Origin of the sequence: Bordetella genomosp. 11 (assembly GCF_002261215.1) — a bacterium.
Classification (GTDB): Bacteria; Pseudomonadota; Gammaproteobacteria; order Burkholderiales; family Burkholderiaceae_B; genus Bordetella_C.
The window spans coordinates 1,339,603-1,361,087 of sequence record NZ_NEVS01000004.1 but is presented as its reverse complement, the minus strand read 5'-3'; the positions used below and the strand labels follow the sequence as shown (position 1 = coordinate 1,361,087).

The 21,485-nt window shown below is 66.0% G+C and carries 17 protein-coding genes and 2 pseudogenes; 1 reads left to right on the top strand and 18 read right to left on the bottom strand.

Going from position 1 to position 21,485, the window contains the following annotated elements; translation table 11 throughout:
• Positions 1-34 precede the first annotated feature (34 nt).
• The 4 genes from CAL28_RS13740 to CAL28_RS13725 form a co-directional block, all read right to left on the bottom strand.
• Positions 35-523 carry a GNAT family N-acetyltransferase gene (locus CAL28_RS13740; protein WP_094841905.1) on the bottom strand — a complete coding sequence of 163 codons (489 nt, stop codon included), beginning with the start codon at positions 521-523 and terminating at the stop codon, positions 35-37.
• A 3-nt stretch (positions 524-526) separates the two neighbouring features.
• Positions 527-1,654 carry an aminotransferase class I/II-fold pyridoxal phosphate-dependent enzyme gene (locus tag CAL28_RS13735; RefSeq protein ID WP_094841904.1) on the bottom strand — a complete coding sequence of 376 codons (1,128 nt, stop codon included), beginning with the start codon at positions 1,652-1,654 and terminating at the stop codon, positions 527-529.
• A 138-nt stretch (positions 1,655-1,792) separates the two neighbouring features.
• Positions 1,793-2,644 carry a helix-turn-helix transcriptional regulator gene (locus tag CAL28_RS13730; RefSeq protein WP_094841903.1) on the bottom strand — a complete coding sequence of 284 codons (852 nt, stop codon included), beginning with the start codon at positions 2,642-2,644 and terminating at the stop codon, positions 1,793-1,795.
• Entirely contained in the window at positions 2,641-3,321 is a 681-nt protein-coding gene (locus CAL28_RS13725; RefSeq protein WP_094841902.1) for an IclR family transcriptional regulator domain-containing protein, read from the bottom strand. The genes CAL28_RS13730 and CAL28_RS13725 overlap by 4 nt, the downstream gene beginning before the upstream one ends.
• Before the next feature lie 66 nt (positions 3,322-3,387).
• On the opposite strand from CAL28_RS13725, the gene CAL28_RS13720 reads away from it, so the two are divergent.
• On the top strand, positions 3,388-4,383 hold the full coding sequence (locus tag CAL28_RS13720; RefSeq protein WP_369597670.1) for a tripartite tricarboxylate transporter substrate binding protein: 996 nt from the start codon (positions 3,388-3,390) through the stop codon (positions 4,381-4,383).
• Positions 4,384-4,462: 79 nt separating this feature from the next.
• Here CAL28_RS13720 and CAL28_RS13715 read toward each other — a convergent pair whose 3' ends face one another.
• From CAL28_RS13715 to CAL28_RS13650, 14 genes and pseudogenes are all read right to left on the bottom strand, one after another.
• The gene (locus CAL28_RS13715; RefSeq protein WP_094841900.1) at positions 4,463-5,428 is read right to left on the bottom strand and encodes an NADP-dependent oxidoreductase; all 966 of its coding nucleotides are present in this window, start codon (positions 5,426-5,428) and stop codon (positions 4,463-4,465) included.
• A gap of 227 nt (positions 5,429-5,655) precedes the next feature.
• Positions 5,656-6,597: a dimethyl sulfoxide reductase anchor subunit family protein gene (locus CAL28_RS13710; protein WP_094841899.1), complete on the bottom strand. Its 942-nt coding sequence runs from the start codon at positions 6,595-6,597 to the stop codon at positions 5,656-5,658.
• 113 nt (positions 6,598-6,710) lie between these two features.
• Positions 6,711-7,454, bottom strand: coding sequence for a 4Fe-4S dicluster domain-containing protein (locus CAL28_RS13705; protein WP_094841898.1), 744 nt, complete (start codon positions 7,452-7,454; stop codon positions 6,711-6,713).
• Positions 7,451-10,390, bottom strand: coding sequence for a molybdopterin oxidoreductase family protein (locus CAL28_RS13700; protein ID WP_094841897.1), 2,940 nt, complete (start codon positions 10,388-10,390; stop codon positions 7,451-7,453). The genes CAL28_RS13705 and CAL28_RS13700 overlap by 4 nt, the downstream gene beginning before the upstream one ends.
• A 207-nt stretch (positions 10,391-10,597) precedes the next feature.
• Positions 10,598-12,265, bottom strand: coding sequence for a TRAP transporter large permease (locus CAL28_RS13695; RefSeq protein ID WP_094841896.1), 1,668 nt, complete (start codon positions 12,263-12,265; stop codon positions 10,598-10,600).
• A 1-nt stretch (position 12,266) separates the two neighbouring features.
• Positions 12,267-12,686: pseudogene (locus tag CAL28_RS13690) on the bottom strand (TRAP transporter small permease subunit); the annotation flags it as partial.
• A 16-nt stretch (positions 12,687-12,702) separates the two neighbouring features.
• Positions 12,703-13,023, bottom strand: a pseudogene (locus tag CAL28_RS30310) (TRAP transporter small permease subunit); the annotation flags it as partial.
• A gap of 35 nt (positions 13,024-13,058) precedes the next feature.
• Entirely contained in the window at positions 13,059-13,832 is a 774-nt protein-coding gene (locus CAL28_RS13680; RefSeq protein WP_094841895.1) for an ABC transporter permease, read from the bottom strand.
• Positions 13,829-14,614 carry an ABC transporter ATP-binding protein gene (locus CAL28_RS13675; protein WP_094841894.1) on the bottom strand — a complete coding sequence of 262 codons (786 nt, stop codon included), beginning with the start codon at positions 14,612-14,614 and terminating at the stop codon, positions 13,829-13,831. The genes CAL28_RS13680 and CAL28_RS13675 overlap by 4 nt, the downstream gene beginning before the upstream one ends.
• A complete protein-coding gene (locus tag CAL28_RS13670; RefSeq protein WP_094841893.1) occupies positions 14,611-15,645 on the bottom strand; it encodes an ABC transporter substrate-binding protein in 1,035 nt (344 codons plus the stop codon). Before CAL28_RS13670 ends, CAL28_RS13675 begins: the two co-directional genes overlap by 4 nt.
• An 87-nt stretch (positions 15,646-15,732) precedes the next feature.
• Positions 15,733-16,974 (bottom strand): xanthine dehydrogenase family Fe-S subunit, encoded by a 1,242-nt coding sequence (locus CAL28_RS13665; protein WP_094841892.1) that lies wholly within the window; start codon positions 16,972-16,974, stop codon positions 15,733-15,735.
• On the bottom strand, positions 16,971-17,813 hold the full coding sequence (locus CAL28_RS13660; protein WP_094841891.1) for an FAD binding domain-containing protein: 843 nt from the start codon (positions 17,811-17,813) through the stop codon (positions 16,971-16,973). The genes CAL28_RS13665 and CAL28_RS13660 overlap by 4 nt, the downstream gene beginning before the upstream one ends.
• Before the next feature lie 7 nt (positions 17,814-17,820).
• A complete protein-coding gene (locus CAL28_RS13655; RefSeq protein WP_094841890.1) occupies positions 17,821-20,226 on the bottom strand; it encodes a xanthine dehydrogenase family protein molybdopterin-binding subunit in 2,406 nt (801 codons plus the stop codon).
• Between the two features lie 18 nt (positions 20,227-20,244).
• Positions 20,245-21,348: a TRAP transporter substrate-binding protein gene (locus CAL28_RS13650; protein ID WP_094841889.1), complete on the bottom strand. Its 1,104-nt coding sequence runs from the start codon at positions 21,346-21,348 to the stop codon at positions 20,245-20,247.
• Between the last annotated feature and the right edge of the window lie 137 nt (positions 21,349-21,485).

Here is a 21,485-nt window from a genome sequence, read left to right as displayed (position 1 = left end):
AGCACGATGATACCGTTGTCCCGGGCTGCCGTACCTAGGTTGGCCCAACCCGGTATTGGACGACGTCGGCCGCCTCGGCCAGCCGGTCGTACAGGCGGCGCGCGGCGGCATTGTCGCGGTCGGTCTGCCAATACACGCGATACGCGTCCCGGTCCCGGGCGGCGGCGATCGCGGCTTCCATCAATGCGCGCCCGGTACCGCTGCCGCGCGCCGCGGGCGCCACGTAGAGATCCTCGATGCAGCAATTCCAGCCGTCGGTCCAGCTGGCGCGATGGAACAGATAGATCACGAATCCTGTCGCCCGGCCCGCCGCATCCTCGTGGACCAGGCAGCAATGGTCGCCGCCGGACCCGGACACTCGCGCCCAGGTCGCCCGGGTGACTTCATCGCGCAGCTGCACGCCGTAGAAGTCCAGATAGGCCCGCCAAAGCGCCAGCCATTCGCCATGATGCCGCGGCGCGGCGGGCAGAATACGGCCGGGCGCGCTTCCCGTTCGATGGCCGCGATCCGGATCGCCGTGCATCGCTCACCCCCCGCTTTCCGGCATTTGCTCTCGTATGGCCGAGGAAATGGCCGTCAACCCGTCGCGCAACTGCTGTTCGCCCAACCACGCGAAGCCGATGCGCATGTAGTGACGCGGCATGTCGAACCAATGGCCCGGCCCGACATAGGTTCCGTGCGTCTCCAGCAGGCTGCGGTAGAAGCGGTCGAGATCGAACGACGCATCGACCTTCAAGCGGGGGAAGCAGACCACGCCGCCGGCGGGTTCCACCCATTCCATATAGGGCTCGCCTGCCATCCAGTCGCGCACGATGTCGCGATGCCGCAGGTTGCGCGGGTTGCTTCGCGCCAGCCAGCTGTCGCGCTGGGCCAGGACCGCCGCGCCCACGGCTTCATCCAGCACGGACCCGCAGATGCCGATCTGTTCCTTCGCGGCCAGGAAGCGCTCGTACAGGGTACGGTCGCGGGTGATAAGCCAGCCGGTCCGGATTCCCGGCGTTCCGTAGGCCTTGGATAGCGAAGACACCGAGACAAAACGTTCGCTGATGCTGGCCGCGGTCGGGTATGGCTCTGCATAGCTCAGGTCACGATAGGTTTCGTCCACCAGCACCAGGCAGCCGTGCCGGCGTGCGATGCCGTCCAGGCGCAACAAGTCGTCCCAGGACATCATGGTGCCGGTAGGGTTATGCGGGCAGGTCACGCTGATATACGCCGTGTCGGGCCGTATCGCGCGTTCGATGGCATCGATGTCCGTCCTGAAACCGCTCTCGAAGGACAGATCGACATAGCTGATGCCGCAGCCGATCGCCTTGGGCGTCTCGATATTGGTCGCGTAGTTGGGCCGCACCACGACCAGGTGCGCCTGCGGTGTCAGCAGCGAGGTGGCGACGACGAACAAAGCAGTCGCCGCGCCGGCACACACCAGGATGTCTTCCGGCCCGATATCCGCGCTGCCGCTGTGCCTTGCGATCTGCCCGCGCAGCGCGGGGTCGCCACGGTGCTCGCCATAGCACAGCGTCAGGTCCGAAAGATCCAGCCCGAATTCCCCCAGCTTGCGATCGGGTATCGCGCTTTCCGATAGATTGTTCCGGATCCGGCCATAGCCGAATTCCTCCGGCGATTCCGCTTCCAGCGCCATCCGCGTGTACTTCACGGCATCCCTCCAGGGCTCTCGATGAAACCGCGATCATGTCGCGAACGAGGCCGCCGGAACATCCTCCCCGGGGAGGAGGCGCAACAGGTTCGTGCCTGCATGCCCGTTAGCGTAAACGGCGTGCGGCAGCGCGATTCGTCAGCGACGCTCCAGCGTGTGCAGGAACAAAGACAGCAATTCCGACTGGGTCGAAATCTTCAGCTTGGCATAGGCATTCTTGCGATGCGTCTTGACCGTCGTGACCGAAATTCCCAGGTGCAGGCCGATGGACTCCGATGAATGCCCCTGCAATACCATCCGTATGACTTCCGCTTCGCGCGCACTCAATTCCGGCTTGCCGAAATTGTCGAAAGCGGCATCGATGTGGCTGTCGGGCGGCGTACCCGTCATGCCGCCGTGCCCGACCCAGTAGCGCCGTATCACGGCGGCGATGACCGGATGCAGCTCCCTCAGGCAATGGATGTGCACGTCGCTGAAGCCACCGCTTGCGCGCGGACGGAGCAGGCCGACTTCCGCCACCGCGTCTTCCCGCAGCGGCGCCAACGCCAATATTTCTTCGCGGTTGAGCGGCCAGCCCAGCGTGACGTAGCCGATCTCCTCTTGTTCCGACATTGCCACCGGCACGCCGGCCTGCCGCATGGGATCGCCGGCCTGACCGCCTGCCGTTGGACCGGCTGAAGGCCTGTGGCCGGTGGAAACCAGATCCCGTATGCGCATCACGCCCGACCGCAGCCCACCCAGATAGGCCTGGTAGCACGGATTCAATACGTAGGAGTGGCGCAGATAGTTGTCCAGCCCGCGCCGATATGCCGTTTCCTTGAAATCGTCATACAGCGCGACGGGTCGCCCCCTGCCCCGATACACCAGCACCGACACCATCTCGAAGGGGATGAAGGACAAGAGCGCGGCGAACAGAATGTCCAGCGATTGCCGCGTTCCTGCTTCGTCGATCAACTGGCTTATCGTTTCCTGGGATAACTCTGGCTTCATATGGCGATGTCCGGTCCGGCCAGGTCGAAATGCCCCGAAGCAGTGGCCGGGAATGGGGTCATGGCGGGGAGTGTATTCCGCAATCCCAATTGGGTTCTCAACAAATCGACGATCCGCTGCTGGCGATGCAAGGGCATCCGGTCAACGACACTCGCCACGCTGACCGCAAGCCTGATCCGACCGCCGGCCTCCCGCCAGGCCATACCGACACCTAGCGCCCCAGGCACTGCCGTGTTTCCCAGCGAAGCCCAGCCGCGCCGCCGGGTTTCCTCCACCAATCCCGCCAATTGCAATGCGGTCATGTCCCCGTAAAGGACCAGATCGGGCCGATTCTTCTCTATGACGCTTTCCGCCTGGTCCGCGGGCAGTGACGCCAGCAAGGCAAGCCCCGCTGCGCCGACGCCCAGCGGTTGCCTGTGCCCTTTGGTAACGACGAGCACCTGCACCGGATAACGTCCAACCTCCCGATGCACGCATAACGATTCGCTGCCCCGTCGCGCAACCAGGAAAACGGAATCACCCGTTGCATCGCTGATCCGGCGCAAGATCGGACGGTAGCGAGCCACGATGCCTGCATACGGATCGCGCCGTTGAAGATGGTGGTGAAAGATCGCATTCGGATCTGTGGGATGTGTCTCAATTCTGCGCATTTTCCGGCCCTTGTCGATCGGCTCCATAGCATTGGAGCCCACGCGCCGGCTGGCCGGCGCGCTGTACCTGAATTTCAGAACGAAAGGAGTCCCATGATGTACAGAAGCCGTGTGCGCAGATTGGCCGCCATCCTGCTGGGGGGCATGCTTCCAGCATCCTCTTCCGCGTGGAGCATCCCACCGGACACGTATCCGCAAAGCCCCATTACGCTGGTAGTGGGCTACGGGCCGGGCGGCGCGACGGACACGATAGCCAGGCTGATTGCACGTTCGATATCCGAAGACCTGGGGCAACCCCTGGTGGTTGAAAACAAAAGCGGCGCCAGCAGCAATGTCGGTGCTGAGTCGGTCGCCCGCTCGGCGGCCGATGGCTATACGTTGTATGTCGGCACGGTCGCCAACACGATAAATCGAACGCTCTTCCGCACCCTGAACTACGACTTCGTCCGCGATTTCACGCCGGTAGGCCGTATCGCCAATGTCACCAATGTCCTGGTGATCAAGGAGGGTTTGCCCATTTCGAACGTACGTGAATACATCGCCTATGCCAGGGAAAACCCAGGAAAACTTACGTGCGCGTCGTCGGGCATAGGGTCTTCCATTCATTTGTCTTGTGATCTGTTCAAAGTGCGCACCGGCACGGATATTCTGCACGTTCCATATCGGGGCGGGGGACCGGCGCTCAATGCATTGCTGGGCGGACAGGTCGATTCAATGTTCGATAATCTGCCATCGGCCCTGCCCCATATTCGCAGCGGGAAGTTGCGTGCCATCGGCGTCACGGCCGCCCGGCGCACGACGTTTGCTCCCGAAATCCCCGCAATCGCGACGGCTGGCCTTACCGACTTCGAGGTGGACTCCTGGTTCGGCTTGATGGCGCCCGCTGGTACGCCGCCTGCAATCGTGGCCAGGCTCAATGCAGCGCTGAACAAGGCATTGACCCGCGCCGATCTTCAAAACGCCTATGCCGACCGAGGCTACACAGTACCTGCCGGCGACAACTCACCAGAAGCGTTCGGCCGCTTCATCGATGCCGAGATAGGCAAGTGGCAGACCGTCATCCAAGCCGCCAACCTGACAGCGGAATAGCGGCCCTGAAAACGGAACGGTGTTGATCGCCGGATGCGTTACCAGCGAGGTCGCCGAAATATACGATCCCAGGAAACGGCTACCCTGCGTTGGTGTCCTGGTCCGCCCGCGCCGCCAGGGTCACGACCAATTTCCCGCGGTTGTGTCCTTCCTGCAGTTGGCGCTGCGCGCGCTCTATCTGGGAGAACTCAAAGACCCGGCTGACGTGCACGCGTACCTTCTCCCGATCGATCAGGTCGGCGATCTCCGCCAGTTGCCGTCCGTCGGGCCGTGCGGTGTAGCGGGCGGCGCGAGCGTTTTTCTGCTTCGCCCGCTCCTGGGAGGGCTCGTTCAAGGTAGAAACCAGCGCGCCGCCGTCCTTCAGCACATTCCAGGACCGTTCTTGCGTATCACCGCCGATAAGGTCGAACACGACGTCGACCGCCCGGACTTCTTTCTCGAAATCCTGGGTCTTGTAGTCGATCACGCGGTCCGCGCCCAGCGAGCGCAGGAATTCGGCGGCGTCGCCGGACGCCGTGGCGATGACCTCGGCCCCCTTGGCTTTGGCGAACTGCAGGGCAAAATGGCCGACCCCGCCCGCGGCGCCGTGGATCAGCAGGCACTGCCCCGGCTTGAGCCCACCGTGGTCGAAAATACCCTGCCATGCCGTCAAACCGGCCAGCGGCACCGCCGCCGCGGTAACGAAGTCCAGCGACAGGGGTTTGCGCGCGATGCCTTCCAGCGGCACCGTCACGTACTCGGCGTAGGCGCCCTGCCCCTGGCCGACAAAGGCGTATACCGCATCGCCGGGCTCGATGCCGGGCAGGCGCTGCCGGGTTTCCTCCAGGATGCCGGCGCAATCCCGGCCCAGGATGTACGGCAATCGATCGGCGCGTACCAACGGGTACTTGCCTTCCCGCGTCTTGACGTCGACGGGGTTCAAACTGGCCGCCTTGACGCGGATCAGGCCTTCGTTCCGCGCTGGCTCGGGCACGGTCACCCATTCTTCCTGCAGCACTTCCGGGCCGCCGAAGCGGTGGATACGATAGGCTTGCATGCGACTCATGGTGGCCTCCTCACGGCACGGCAAAAGCGGCCTGTCCCGCAAATGCTATGCCGCCGAGGCCGGAATGTACATGCCGCCCTGGAACGCCCCTCCGCCCTGCAAGCTCTTTCGCCCTGCAAGTCCCGTGGCCCTGCAAGCCCCTGTTGCCCCTGCAAGATCCCGCCAACCTGCAAGATCCTCTCTGCCCGCGAGACCTCTTGCGAGATCCCCCCGTCCCGCGAGCCCTTTTAAGCCGCCCGCTGGTAATACAGGTTCTGAGGATGCCGGGCCTCGGCAAAGAAGAACCAGCGCTCGGCCAGCAGGCCCAGGTACTGGATCACGAAAGCGGCCAGCAGGATGGCCACGGGCGTAGCCAGGGACGACGCGAACATGACCAGGATAAAGGGCACGACGAAGGCCCCCAGTACGAACCCCGTCTTCACCGTGGCCAGCATGGCCGGGCTCTTTCCGTGGAAAAACTCGCGCATATTGAAGGAGCTGGAGGTGAACCCCTGCGACTTCTGCACCAGTTTGTCAGAGCGGATGCCGGTGGCGCTTTGCAGTGTCGATTTGGGATAGAGACGCGCGTTGCGCGCCAGCGATGCCATGCGCGACATGCAGCCAGCGGCGATCAGGATGCAGGCACAGGGCCCCAGCACCGTGACCAAGGGCGGATAGGTTACCGCGGCGAGCAGCGCGGCCAGCGTGAAGCCGGACGCGCATCCCAGCAGCACGAAGTTCACCAGGGTGAAGGGGCTGGCCCATTCCTGCAGGAAACGCAGGCAGGCATAGATCATGGCGGTACACAGGAACAGCACGGCCGCCGCGCATACGCCCACAATGCCGATGGCCAGTGAATAACGCGGCGCCATGAGATGGGCCAGGCCGTACAGGAAGGTCACCAGCAGGAAGAAAGGCACGGCCAGGCACTCGCGCGACAGCCACGACGTGCGCCACATGCTGACGGCGCGCCACGCGCGTTCCGGATGCCCCAGGTGGAAGAAGGATGCCAACAGGCCCAGCGCGCCCAGCACCAGGGACACGCCGGCCCCGGCGACGAAAAACGCCGGTGGCGGCATTGCCAGGCCGCCCTGGGAAGCGGCGAGCTGCATCGCCACGAGGGCGATCAGCAAGCCCTGGGCAGCGCCGCAAAGCGTGGTCAAAAACACGACCGAAAATGGTGGCCGCATGGATACTCCTTGTCTTTATGGACGCCGCGCCTTGGCACGGGCGCCCGTCAGCAAATCATCATCGAACGAAAGGTAGGCGCCGCATCGGCGCCACGGCCCGCGGGGCAGGCCGGTCAACGCGGCGAAGCGGCGGCCGCCAGGTCCAGTTGCCCGCGCTCCAGCTGTGTCTCGATATTGCCGCCGGGCGCGGACGCGGCGGCCGATCCGCAGCCGCAGGACGAAGACCCGCAGCCCTGCGCTTCGGTCTTGCGTCGCGGCAAATAATGGTTCGCCGGCTTCGTGTCCCATTCCGGCATCAGCTGATACCCGCCGCGTTCGCGGATGGCTTGCGACACTTCCGAGTCCGGATCGTGGATATCGCCGAACAGGCGCGCCGAGGTCGGACAGGCCAGCACGCAGGCCGGTTTGCGGTCGCGTTCCGGCAGGGCCTGATTGTCGATGCGATCGGAACACAGGGTGCACTTGGTCATTTCCTTGCGCTGCGGATCGAGTTCGCGCGCGCCGTAGGGACAGGCCCATGCGCAGTAATTGCAGCCTATGCATTTGTCGTAGTCGACCAGCACCAGGCCATCGGATTCGCGCTTGTAGCTGGCGCCGGTCGGACAGACCGGCACGCACGGCGGATCCTCGCAGTGCAGGCAGGACTTGGGGAAATGGATCGTGTCGGTCAGCGGGAACTCGCCGGCCTCGTAGGTCTGGACGCGGTTGAAGAAGTTGCCGCTCGGATCCGCATCGTAGGCGCGTTCATCGGCCAGGCTCCCGGCCTCGCCCGATGTATTCCATTCCTTGCAGCTGGTCACGCAGGCGTGGCAGCCCACGCAGACGTTCAGATCGATCACCAGTGCCATCTGGGTCATGTCGTTTCCTTGCTTTTGTTCGGCGCCGCGCCACGCAGGCGGGCCAGGAACTCGCCCTTGCCGGCGAAATAGGTCTGCACCACCCGGGTCACGATATTCATGGATCCGGGCAAGGGCTTCATGGGCGCGAATTGCGGCAACGTGAAATCCGCGTCGGCTTCGGCCGGATAGATCCGCACGCGCAGGTCGTACCAGCCGGCCTGGCCCGTGATGGGATCGGAATTGGACACCCGGCCAGGCACGCCGTCCGTGCCGCCGGGCAGTTCGTCGGTGATCAGATGATTCAGCAGGAAGCCGCGGCGCGATTCGTTCGCGTCAGGCCCCAGGTTCCATGCGCCGGCGGCCTTGCCGATGGCGTTCCAGGTCCACACCGTGCCGGGCTCCACCGCCTCGCTGTAGCGGGCCATGCATCGCACCTTGCCCCAGGGCGATTCGACGTAGATCCAGCCGCCGTCCTCGATCCCCTGTGCCGCGGCGGTGCGCGGATTGACCATCAGGTAGTTTTCGCCATGGATCTGCCGCAGCCAGGCGTTCTGCGAATCCCAGGAGTGATACATCGCCATCGGGCGCTGGGTGACCGCGGCCAATGGGAAGGCCTGGGAGTCGGTAACGCCGCTTTCGATGGGCTCGTACCAGAAAGGCACGGGATCGAAATAGCGTTCCACGCGTGCGCGCAGATGGTCCGGCGGCTGGCGTCCGCGCGTCTTGCCTTGCGCGGCCAGGCGGAATTTCTGCATGACTTCCGAATACAGCTGCATCACGATCGGGGTGCCGAACTTGCGCATGCCCGTTTCCACCGACCACTTCAGGTAGGGGCCGTTGCAGTTGCGCATGTACTGCATCTCTTCGGGCAGGACATGGTGATAGAAGCAATTGTTCTCGGCATACTTTTCCCACTGGTGGGGATTGGGCTCGCCCACCAGGGCCTTGTCGCCGTCCTTGCCGCGCCAGCCGATCAGGAACCCCACGCCGGAATCCGGCGCCGTCTGGAAATTGACGATGAAATCCTTGTAGCCGCTGAACTTGGGCGTACCGTCCGGCCGCGTGAAGGCGGGAAGCTTCAGGCGGCTAGCCAGTTCGACGATGACTTCCTGGAAGGGCCGGCATTCCCCGGTCGGCGGGACCACGGGAATACGGACGGAATCCACCGGGCCGTCGAATTCGGAGATAGGCCGGTCCAGCATCGACATGGCGTCGTGCCGTTCCAGATAGGTGGTGTCCGGCAGGATCAGGTCGGCGAATGCCGTCATCTCCGACTGGAACGCGTCGCAAACGACGAGGAAGGGAATCTTGTATTCCCCGTCCTCGCGCTTGTCAGTCAGCATCCGGCGCGTCTCGACCGTGTTCATCGATGAATTCCAGGCCATGTTGGCCATGAAAATCATCAGGGTATCGATGGGATAGGGATCGCCGCGCCATGCATTGGTGATGACGCTGTGCATCAGGCCGTGGACGGCCAGCGGATATTCCCAGGAGAACGCCTTATCGATCCGCACCGGCCCGCCCTGCTCGTCGATGAACAGGTCTTCCGGCGCCGCGGGCCAGCCCAGCGGCCCGTTGGGCAACGGCGTATTCGGCTGCACGTCGCTGGCCTTGTTGGGCGGCTTGGCGGACGGCGGCACGGCGCGCGGGTACGGCGCCTTATGCCGGAAGCCGCCCGGGGTGTCGATGGTACCCAGCAGCGTCATCAGGATGGACATCGCGCGGATGCTCTGGAAGCCGTTGGAATGCGCCGCCAGGCCCCGCATGGCGTGGAAAGCGATGGGCGCGCCCCGCACGGATTCATGCGTGACGCCCCAGGCGTCGGTCCAGCGTATGGGCAACTGGATCTTCTGCTCGCGCGAGACCTGGATCAACTCGCCGGCCAGGCGGCGGATGGTCTCCGCGGGGATACCGGTGATTTCCGCGGCCCATTCCGGCGTACAGGATGCGGCGCGCTCGCGCAGCCGGGTGAAGGACGGCGCCACCGGCGTACCATCGTCCAGTACATACTGCCCGTCCAGCGCCGGCTCGGCGCCGGCGGCATGATTCACGACCGGGCGGTTGCTGTGCTTGTCCCACCACATGCGGTTCTGCGGGAACAGCGCGTTGACCTCCGGGCTGGCCGCATCCTGGACGAACAGGCCCGAGGTCTCGCTGTCCTCGCGCAGGTCGATCAGCTCGCCGGCGTTGGTGTAACGGGAAACGAATTCGTGATCGTAGGCGTCCTGGGCGATCAGTTCGTGGATCAGCGCCATGAATAACGCGCCGTCGGTACCGGGACGGATGGGAATCCATTCGTCGGCGACCGCCGCGTAGCCGGTGCGCACCGGGTTGATCGCGATGAAGCGGCCGCCGGCGCGCTTGAACTTGGATATCGCGATCTTCAGCGGGTTGGAATGGTGGTCCTCGGCCGTGCCTATCATCAGGAACAGCCGGGCGCGGTCCAGGTCGGGGCCGCCGAATTCCCAGAACGAGCCGCCTATCGTATAGATCATGCCCGCGGCCATATTGGCCGAGCAGAAGCCGCCATGCGCCGCGTAGTTGGGCGTGCCGAATTGCTTGGCGAACAGCCCGGTCAGCGCCTGCATCTGGTCGCGGCCGGTAAACAGCGCGAAGCGCCGGGGGTCCGTGGCGCGCAGATGAGCCAGCCGGGTTTCCAGCAGCGACAGGGCCTCCTCCCACGAAATCGGCTCGAATTCCGCCGTGCCGCGTTCAGCACCCGGCTTGCGCCGCAAGGGCTGCGTCAGCCGGGCCGGCGAGTACTGCTTCATGATGCCGGACGAGCCCTTGGCGCAGATCACCCCCTGGTTCAGGGGATGCTCAGGATTGCCGTCGATATAGCGGACTTCACCGTCCCGCAGGTGGACGCGGATGCCGCAGCGGCAGGCGCACATGTAACAGGTGGTCGTCTTGACTTCGAGATTCTCGCGCTGCGTGCGGTGCCCGTGCTCCATGCCGCGCCTCCTTATGCAATGGCTGGACCGGCACGCAGATGCCGGCCATTTGGGGAGCGATCATACGGAGGACCACGACCGGAGAAAAATCGCTATTTCGTATTCTAGTTATAAGCAAATCCGATATGGTTATATTAAACGGCCGAGGCGGCGGGCATTCGACCGCCCGCCGAAGCCCGGCGGGGGGCCGCCCCGCCGACGGCCGCCCTACTTGAATACCCCCGCGCCATTGTCTCCGTCCCCGCCATAGGGGCTGTCGCCGTAGCCTCCCTGGACCTCTATCCGGACGGAACTGGCGTCCACCTTGGATACGTCCGCCTTGTAATGCATGACCAGCGCGGGGAACAGCATCACGGCGGCAACCATGACAAGCTGGATCACAATAAAGGGGATTGAACCCCGGTAGATCTGCCCGGTAGTCACCGGCGCGATGGTGCGCCCGGTGACCTTGTCCCGGTAGGGATCCTTGGGCGCGACCGACCGCAGGTAGAACAGCGCGAAGCCGAACGGCGGATGCATGAACGAGGTCTGCATGTTCACCGCCAGGATCACCCCGAACCAGATCAGGTCGATGCCCATCTTCTCGGCCACCGGCCCGAGCAGCGGCACGATGATGAAGGCCAGCTCGAAGAAGTCCAGGAAGAACGCCAGCACGAAGGTCAGCACGCTGACCACGATCAGGAACCCCCACTGCCCGCCCGGCAGCCCGGTCAGCAGGTGCTCGACCCATAGGTCGCCGTTCACGCCCCGGAAGGTCAGGCCGAACACCGTCGAACCCACCAGGATGAACACCACGAAGCACGACAGCTTGGTGGTGGTGTCCATCGCCTGCTTGAGCAGGTCCAGCGTCAGGCGCCGGCGCGCCAGCGCCATGGCGATGGCGCCGACCGCGCCCATCGCCCCGCCCTCGGTGGGCGTGGCCACGCCGATGAAGATCGTGCCCAGCACCAGGAAGATCAGGAACAGCGGCGGGATCATCACGAAGGTCACCCGCTCGGCCAGCGCCGACAGCAGCCCCAGGCGCAGCACCTTGTTCACGATGGCGATCACGAAGGCCGTCAGCCCCCACAGCAGCAGGCTGAGCACGATGCGCTCGTCGGCCGGCGCCGTGTCGTTCTCCATCCATTGGCCCAGCGCCCAGGCCACCGTCACGGAAATCGCCATCAGTACCAGCAGCGAACGGCCCCCGCGCGTGCCGTTGGATTCGCGAAACCGCCGCGCCTCCTCGGGCAGCGCCGGCGCCGAGGCCGGCTTGATCACGCACATGATGGCCACGTACACGACATACAGCCCGGCCAGCACGAAACCCGGCACCATCGCCGCGCGATACATGTCGCCGATCGAGCGGCCCAGCTGGTCGGCCAGGATGATCAGCACCAGCGACGGCGGAATGATCTGCGACAGCGTGCCCGAGGCGGCGATCACCCCGCTGGCCAGGCGCCGGTCGTAGCCGTAGCGCAGCATGATGGGCAGCGAAATCAGCCCCATGGAGATCACCGACGCCGACACCACGCCCGTCGTGGCCGCCAGCATCGCGCCGACGAACACCACCGCGAAGGCCAGGCCGCCGCGTACCGTGCCGAACAGCTGCCCGATGGTCTCCAGCAGGTCCTCGGCCATGCCGGATCGCTCCAGCACCAGCCCCATCAGCGTAAAGAACGGCACCGCCAGCAGCGTGTCGTTGGAGATAATGCCGAACACCCGCTGCGGCAGCGCCTGGAACAGCGCCGGCGTCAGCAGGCCCGCCTCGATGCCGACCAACCCGAACAGGATGCCGTTGGCCGCCAACGCGAAGGCCACCGGAAAGCCCAGCAGCAGGAATACCACCAGGGTGGCGAACATGATGGGCGCCAGGTTGGCGATGAAAAAGTCCATCTCAGCGCCCCCCGTCGCGCGCGGCCGCGGCCAGCGCCGCCGCCTCGCGGGCCTGCGCCTCGCGGGCGATTTCCTCGGCCAGTTCTTCCTCGGCCGAGCGCGCGCCCTCGCGGCGCAGCGGGTCCTCGCCGCGGCCCAGCAGGAAAGCCACGCACTTGATCAAATGCGCGACCCCCGCCAGCACCAGCAGCGCAAAGCCCACCGGAATCAGCAGCTTGACCGGCCAGCGCACCAGCCCGCCCGAGTTCGAGGACTGCTCGCCGGTCAGCCACGACTCGGTGAACACCGGCCAGGACAGCACCAGGATCAGCACGCAGGCCGGCAGCAGGAAAAACAGCACGCCGAACACCTCGATCCAGATCTGCTTGCGCCGCGACAGGCGCGAGGACAGGATGTCCACCCGCACGTGCTCGTTCTTCAGACAGCACCAGGATCAGCACGCAGGCCGGCAGCAGGAAAAACAGCACGCCGAACACCTCGATCCAGATCTGCTTGCGCCGCGACAGGCGCGAGGACAGGATGTCCACCCGCACGTGCTCGTTCTTCAGCAGCGTATAGCCCGCGGACAACAGGAACATCGCCCCGAACATATACCACTGCAGCTCCAGCCACGCGTTCGAACTGGTATGCAGGACCTTGCGCACCACCGCGTTGCCGGCGCTGACCAACACCACCAGCAAGGTCACCCACGTCACCGCGCGGCCCACGCGCAGGTTTATCGCGTCGATCAGACGCGATAAGGCCATCAACCCCGTCATTGCGTTCCCCTTGTGTGTGTTCTGTCGCGCTGCGTTCAGCGGTCCTCGCCGTGGCGCCGCCACGGTGTCGCCTTGCGCTCGGCCCAGGCCAATGCGCCGAACAGCGCCAGGCCGATGAAGGCCAGCACGAACAGCGCGGCGAAAACCCGCACGGTATCGAAAGTGCCCTGCGCCGTCATGATCACGTAGCCCAGGCCGCTTTGCGAGGAAACGAACTCGCCGACGATGGCGCCGACCAGCGCCAGCGAGATCGCGACCTTCATGCCCGCCAGGATGGAAGGCAGCGCGCAAGGCAGCCGGACCTTGAAAAAGAAGTCGCGCGGCGATCCCTTCAGTACGCGGCCCAGGTCCAGGATGTCGCGCGGCACCGAGCGAAGTCCGTGCACGGTGTCCACGATGACCGCGAAAACGGCGATCAGGAAGGCGATGGCGATCTTCGGCTCGGCGCCCGTGCCCAGCCAGATGACGAAAAGCGGCGCGACCGCCACCTTGGGTACGCTGTTCAATGCCACGATCAGCGGCTGCAGCACGCTTTCGAACCATCGCGAGCCCACCAGCATCACCGCGACGGCCACGCCGCCCAGCACCGAGAGCGCGAAACCGGCCAGCGTGGTCATCAGCGTATAGGCGGCCTGCCCGGCATACCAGCCCGCGTCGTGAGCCAGCTCCACGCCGATCTGCGAGGGCAGCGGAAGCATGATCGGCTTGATGTGCAGCAGGCGCGCCGCCACTTCCCAGAGCGCCAGGAAAGCGACCAGCGAGCCGGCGCCGGCGGCCCCGTGCAACAGTGTGCGGGATGACGGTCTCATGCGCGCTGCCCCTCATCGATCAGGCCCATGTCCTGGAACAGGCCGCGGATGTGGCGGACATAGGCGCCGAACTCCGCGGACTCGCGCACGGCCAGGGGCCGGGGCCGCGGCAGGTCGATCTCCAGCGTCTCCACGATGCGGCCGGGGCGCGGCGAGAACACGATGACCGTATCGCCCAGGAAGACCGCTTCGGCGATGCCGTGGGTCACGAACAGCACCGTATTGCGGGTCTCCATCCAGATGCGCTGCAACTCGACGTTCATCTGGTCGCGCGTCAATGCATCCAGCGCGCCGAAGGGCTCGTCCATGAGCAACAGGCGCGGATCGTCGATCAGGGCCCGGCAGATCGCCGCGCGCTGGCGCATGCCACCCGACAGTTCGCTGGGATAGCACTCGGCGAAGTCCTGCAACCCGGTCAATGCCAAAAGTTCGCGGGCCTTGCCCGCGTAGCCGGCGACGGACTTGTGCGCGAACTCGATGGGCAGCAGCACGTTGCGCCGGATGCTGCGCCAATCCAGCAGGGCATCGCGCTGGAAGACCATGCCGATGCCATCCGGCGGGCCTTTCACGGGCCGGTCTTCCACGCGCAGATCGCCCGCGCTGATGGTTTCCAGGCCCGCGACGCAGCGCAGGAAGGTGCTTTTGCCGCAGCCGCTGGGCCCGAGGATGCTGACGAATCGGCCTGGCGGCAGATCGACGGAGATGGAATCCAGCGCGCGCACTCCGCGCTCGCCCGGATACCGCTTGCTGACGTCGCGTGCCGATACAGCCCAGCGGTTCATTGGGCCACCATGGCGTCGTAGCGTTCGGGGTGCACGAGGCCCTGGACATAAAAAGAGGCAGGATCGGCCCCGGCCCCGATCAGGCCCACCGATGACAAGGTCTTCACCGCCTGCGTCCAATCGTCCGGAACCGGAACGCCCATGCGGCCGCCCGCGGGCGGTTTGCCGAAGTACGCTTGGAGGGCGTCGATCTGTCCGCGCAGCACCTGCGGATCCAGGCGCGCCTGCGGCCGCTGCGCCATGATGGCCGCGACGGCCTCGTCCTGGTGTCCGGCCTGGATATATTCCCACGCCCGCGCCGTTACGCTGGCGAAGGCCGCGATCGCATCGCCGCGGGTCCGGAGCTTGTCCTCGCTGGCGAACAGGCCGAAGCTGGGCATGTTCAGGCCGAAGTCGGCGAAGCGCACGGCGGTCGAGGGACGTTTCTGCGATACCACGGGCAGGAAGAAGGGAATCGTGGAGAACGCCGCGTCCGCCCTGCCGACGGCATAGGTCGAGGCCTTGCTGGCGGCGTCCACGTTCACCAGTTCGACGTCGCCGCGCTTGAGCCCGCCCGCCGCCAGAAAAGCGTCGATAAAGGGCGCCTCCAGGGAGCCCGCGGTATAGGCGACTTTCCGCCCCTTCAGCGCGCCCGGCCCGGTGATGCCCGAATCCGCCGGCACCAGCAGGCCGATGTCGCTCTGCCGGGCGAACACGGCCACTGCCTTGACCGGCAGGCCCTTGTCGCGGGCGATCATCATGGACGCAAGCGCCGCGTGTCCCACATCGAAGGCATCGCTGGAGCCGACGATCTGCACCGTCGTCACCGAGCCGTTGCCGTCCTCCAGCGTGACGTCCAGGCCCGCCTGTTTGTACCAGCCCTTTTGCTGCGCCAGGTGAAAAGGCGCCTGTACACCCCAGGGCGTCCAGTCCAGGCGTACTTTCAGGGGTGTTGGCGTGGCTGCCGCGGCGGCGCCTCCCGCCGCCCAGAGGGCCAGGAAGGCCGCGCCGGCCAACAGCCGGCGCCATGCATATGGCTTGGTTGTCCGCATGAGATTCCCTTGGAGTGATGGACCCGCGCGCCTGCGACGGCACGCGGATCCGGATGATCCTGTTCCGGCGGAATACGCGGCCGGGGCCTAACCCGCGCGCCCCAGCCAGCGCTTGATGCGCGCCCACAGCACGTGAAAGAACATGCCCGCCGCATTGAACGACGCCTGTGCCGGCTGGGCGTCCGCCGTCCCGGACAGGCGCGCCGTGACATTGCTGCCGAAGTCCGCGATCATGCGGCCGACGAAATCCCGCACCAGTCCCGAACGCGAGAACTGCGCCAGCGGCCCCTGCAGCGAATAGGCCAGTTCGACCCGCACGCGCGCGGCATTGCCGCCCAGGTCTTCGACGCGATAGGCGACATCGCCGTTCGCCCGCGACCGGCTCAATGAGTCCTGGCCGGCACCACGCAGGACCGCCCGCATCGCCGCATCGTCGCGGTCCAGCCGCGCGGCGCCGTTGAAGGCCGCGCGCATCGGACCGAACTTGATCGAGACCGTGCCTTTCACGCGATCGCCCTGCTGTTCCTCGATGGCGGCCCCCGGCAGGCAGGCGGCCACGGCCGGCAGGTCCGTCATGAAAGCCCATACCCGCTCCGCCGGGAACGGTACGTCGAACATGCCGTCGATCTGGTTGGTCTTGCCCGCGCCGTGCGCCGCCGGGGTATCGGCCGGCGCGGCCGCGGCACGCGCGGCCACGGGCGGCGCGGATGCCGTGTCGGCCGCCGGACCACTGCCGAAGCCGGCCGCTTCGACCGGGGCGGTGGCCGTGTATGACTCGAACGCGGTCGGGCCAGCCGCCGCCGGCCCGGCCGCCGAGCCGCGACGCGCCGCCGCGCGCAGGCCCTGGACCTCCGCGTCGGGCGACTCGCGCAAATCGGCCAACACCGACATCACCGCCGCGACGATACCCATATAGCCGGTACAGCGGCACAGGTTTCCCGACAGCTCCACGCGCACCCGCGCCTCGTCGGCGTCAGGCAGGCGCAGCACGATATCGCGCGCCGTCGCCAGCATCCCGGGCGTGCAGTACCCGCACTGCAGCGCGTGATGGCGCGTAAAGGCCGCGCGCAGGCGGCCCATGACCGGATCGGCGTCGTATCCCTCGATCGTGGTGACCTGACGGCCCTCGCAGGCGACCGCAAAAGCAATGCACGAACGCACCGGGGCGCCGTCCAGCAGCACGGTGCACGCACCGCATACCCCATGCTCGCACCCCAGATGCGTGCCGGTCAGCCGCAGGCGGTCGCGCAGGAAATCGCCCAGGTGCATGCGGGCCGGCGCATCCTCGGCCACGCGGCGTCCGTTCACTTCCAGCGTTACTTGCGTCATGATTGCTGTCCTATGCCCGTGGCCTGTGCCAGGCAGCGCGCGACCGCGGCGGCATGCAACTGGCGATGCGGTTCATCCTTGTCCGGCATGGCTTGCGCCACTTCGCGGGCGATCGCCGCGGCATCCATCGCGGCGGCGCCGCCCTGCGCGACCCGCGCGGCCAGCCCGGACAGCAGGCGCGGCGGTCCATCCAGGGCGCCCAGCGCGATGCGCGCCTGGCCGCTGGCCGGATCGAACCATGCCGCGCAGCTGGCCTCGGCAAATTCCCCGGTCTTGCGGCAGAACTTGTAATACCCCCAGCGGGCACGGCTGCCGGCCACCGGCACGTGGACCGCCTGTATCAGTTCGTCTTCCTGCACGTCAACGGTATAAGCGCCCTGCATCAAGGCATCCGCGGCGACATGGCGCACGCCCCGCGGGCCGGCCAGTTCGATGCGGGCGCCCAGGGCGGTCATCGCCACCACCCAGTCGGCCGCCGGATCGGCGTGGGCCAGGCTGCCGCCCAGGGTGCCGCGGTTGCGCACCGCGCGATAGGCGATGCCGGCGGCCACCTCGCGCATCGGCGAATCGCGCAGCGGCGCATGCACGCCGTCCTCGATCTCCGCATGCGTGACGGCCGCGCCGATGCGCACCGTATCGCCGTCGCGGGTCACGCCGCGCAGGGCCTCCAGGCCGGAGATATCGATCACCATCGTTGGCCTGGCCAGGCGCAGGTTCAGCATGGGTCCCAGGGACTGGCCGCCGGACATCAGCTTGGCCTGGCCGGCATGCTCGCGCAGCGCGCCCAGTGCCTGTTCCACCGAAGCCGGCCGCATGTAGTCGAATTTCGCTGCTTTCATCGCTGTCTCAGGCTGCCTTGGCCTGGCCGGTTTCCTCGCGCGGGCGGCCTTGCGCGATGGCCTGCAGCACGCGATAAGGCGTAAGAGGGGTCTGTGCCAGCTCGGCCGCCCCCACCGCGCGCAGCGCATCGTTCACCGCATTGAACAGCACCGCCGGCGGCGCGATGGCACCGCCCTCGCCCATGCCCTTGGCGCCGAACTCCGTGTGGGGCGATGGGGTTTCGAAGTGATGGATACGCATGTGCGGGACTTCCGTCGGGCCCGGCAGCATGTAATCGGCCAGCGTCGAGGCCAAAGGCTGGCCGTTGGCGTCGTACGGCGTTTCTTCATAGAAGGCCGTACCTATGCCTTGGGCGATGCCGCCGATGGTCTGCCCTTCCACCACCATGGGATTGATCATCGTGCCGCAGTCTTCCACCACGACGTAATCCAGGATTTCCACGCCGCCCGTCGCGGGATCCACGGCCACCGTGGCGGCCTGGCTCGCATAGGTGAAGCAGCCGGTATCGACCTTCGGCTTGTAGCCCACCGTCACCTCCAGGCCCTGCGGATCGACGTCCGCGGGCAACAGGTGGGGCTTCAGGTACCACGCTTCGGCGACTTCGCGCATGGAGATCGCGCGCTCCGCCGTCCCCGCCACGGCGAAGCGGCCATCGCCGACGGCCACCTGCCCGGCCGGCACGCCCAGCAGATGCGCCGCGATATGGAGCACGCGCGGCAATAGCCGTTTGCAGGCCTGGGATACCGCGCCGCCGGACATCACCAGCGAGCGCGATGCATAGGTACCGGTGGAATACGGCGTCTGGCCCGTGTCGCCATGCAGCAGCTTGATGCGCGCCACCGGAATGCCGAGGATCTCGTTGGCGATCTGCGCGAACGTCGTCTCCATGCCCTGCCCGTGCGAATGTACGCCGACGCGCACTTCCAGGCCGCCATCCGGCGTGATACGCGCGGTGGCCTGGTCGAATCCCGGAATCACCGGCGTGCCCCAGGTGGCGAAGACCGATGTGCCGTGCGCCGCCTGCTCCGTATAGGTGGCCACGCCCACCCCGATCAGGCGGCCGTCGGGCTCGCCGCGTTCCTGGCGCTCGCGCACGCCCGCCGCATCTATCATCTCCAGCGCCTTGCGCAGGCTGGCGGGATAGTCGCCGCTGTCCAGATGCTTGTTGGTCACGTTGACGTAGGGCATCTGTTCCGGCCGGACCAGGTTTTCCAACCGGACCTCCCAGGGTTCGCGTCCCACTTCGCGGGCGATCGCGTCCATCATCAATTCGATGGCGAAACACACCCCCGTGCGCGCCACGCCGCGATAGGGCACAAAGCCCGGCTTGTTGGTGGCCACCGCGCGGGTCACGCAGCGATAGCCCCGGAAGGCATAGGGCCCCGGCAGGTTGCCCACCGCCTGGCCGGGCTCCAGGCCTATCGTGAAGGGCCACACCGAATACGCGCCACCGTCCACCGTCACGTGCGCGTCCAGCGCCAGCAGCCTGCCACGGCGGTCGGCATAGGCCGTCATCTCGTAATGGTGTTCCCGGGAATTCGCGCCGGCCGTCAGATGCTCGCGCCGGTCCTCGATGAAGCGGAAGGGTCGCCGGTACGTCTTGGCCAGCCAGGCCACGCAGAGCTCTTCCTGCTGCAGCACGCACTTGTAGCCGAAGGCGCCGCCCACGTCGGGAGAAATGACGCGAACCTGCCCCTGGTCCAGTTCCAGGCATTCGGCCAGGATGGTGCGGATCATGTGAGGCACCTGCGTGGCGCTGTAGACCACGAGCTGGTCGGCCTGGTGATCCCAGTGGGCCAGGACGGCCTTGCCCTCCATGGGTACCATGCACTGACGCGCCAGCCGCATCTTTCTTTTGACGACGACCTCGGCCTGCCCCGCATGCGCGTCGAAATCCCTGTCGGCGTTCAGCGTCACGAAGACATTGTCCCTCCACTGCTCGTGGACGAACTCGGCGGTGGCGGACTGGGCCGCGAACACATCGGCGTAGACGGGCAGATCCTCGTAGTCCACATCGATAAGCTCGATGGCGTCCTCGGCCTCCGCCCGGCTGGGCGCGAACGCCATGGCGACCGGCTCGCCGACGAAGCGGACCTTGCCGGCAGCCAGCGGCGGCTGCGCCGAGGATTGATAGGTCGGCAGTGTCGAATCCGCGACGATGTCACGGCAATCGGCCATGTCCTGGCGCAGGATGACGCAGCCGGCCACGCTATCGTCCGTGCGCACGGCGGCAATGCGCGCGTGCGCCAGCGGGCTGCGCAGGAACGCGACCTCGCTCAGCCCGGGCATTGCCATGTCGGCAACGAAATTGCCCTTGCCGTGCAGGTGACGCGCATCCTCCTTGCGCGGCACCCGCGCGCCCACACCTTCGGCCTTGCCTGCCCTGGCCGCCCCGCCATGTTCCGTGGTCATCCCTGTCCTCCGTGCCGCTTACTTGGACTGCGCCCGCGCCACCTCGGCGAACGTGTAGTTGTCCAAGGCGCTTTCGGCAACGCGGAACCAGCCCGCCTCGTCCTGCTGGAACTTCTTCCATCCCGGATAAAGTGCCTTGAAATCCGGGTTGTTGGCGGATAGCTCTTCCCACAGCTCCTGCGACGCCTTATACACCGCGTCCATCACTTCCTTGGGAAAATAACGTACCTTGGCGCCGCTCGCGATCAGCCCGCGCAGGGCCTGTGGATTGCGCGCGTCGTAGTTGGCCAGCATGCGCATCGTTTGCTCGCCCGCCGCGCATTCGTAGGCGGCCTTGTACGACGCCGGCAGGGACTCCCAGGCCTTGTCGTACACCATGGTGGTGATCGAGGCGCTGCCCTCGAACCAGCCCGGCGAATAGTAGAAAGGCGCCACCTTGTTGAAACCCAGCTTGGCGTCGTCGTACGGGCCTATCCATTCGGCCGCATCGATCGTGCCCTTTTCCAGCGCGGGATAGATATCGCCCGGCGGAATCTGCTGCGGAACCGCCCCCAGCTTGGAAAGGACCATGCCGCCGATCCCGCCGATACGCATGTTCAGGCCCTTCAGGTCGGCCACCGACTTGATCTCCTTGCGGTACCAGCCGCCCATTTGCACGCCGACGTTGCCGCACACGTGGTTGACGATGTTGTACTTCTTGTAGAGGGTACGCAGCTGCTCCAGCCCGCCGCCATAATGGATCCAGGCATTGTGCTGGCGGGCGTTCAGCCCGAAGGACAGACCGGTATCGAATGTCAAGGCGGTGTTCTTGCCGATATACGCGGTGCTGAGCACGTGGTTGCATTCCACCGTGCCGTTGCTGACGGCGTCCATGTTCTGCGCGGGCGGGACGATTTCCCCGCCCGGGAAGGCGCGGATTTCGAATTTTCCGTCGGTCAATTGCCCGACACGCTTGCAGAACTCGTCCGCCGATCCATAGATGGTGTCCAGGCTTTTAGGCCAGCTGGTGGACATGCGCCAGCGCACGGACGGATTCGATTGCGCGACCGCGGGCGCGGCGACGGCAGCCAGGCCCGCGCCCGCGGCGCCCGCGGCCTGAGTAAGGAAACGGCGTCGTTGCATAACTCTGACTCCCCTGAGACGTGGACCATGGTATGTGGCACGAGCATGCGATTCGCGCCAAAAAATATGTAAGTACACTGACTTGTTAGTCAGCATACTGAGAGAGTTTTCGAGTGTCAACGATGATTACCCGAGTA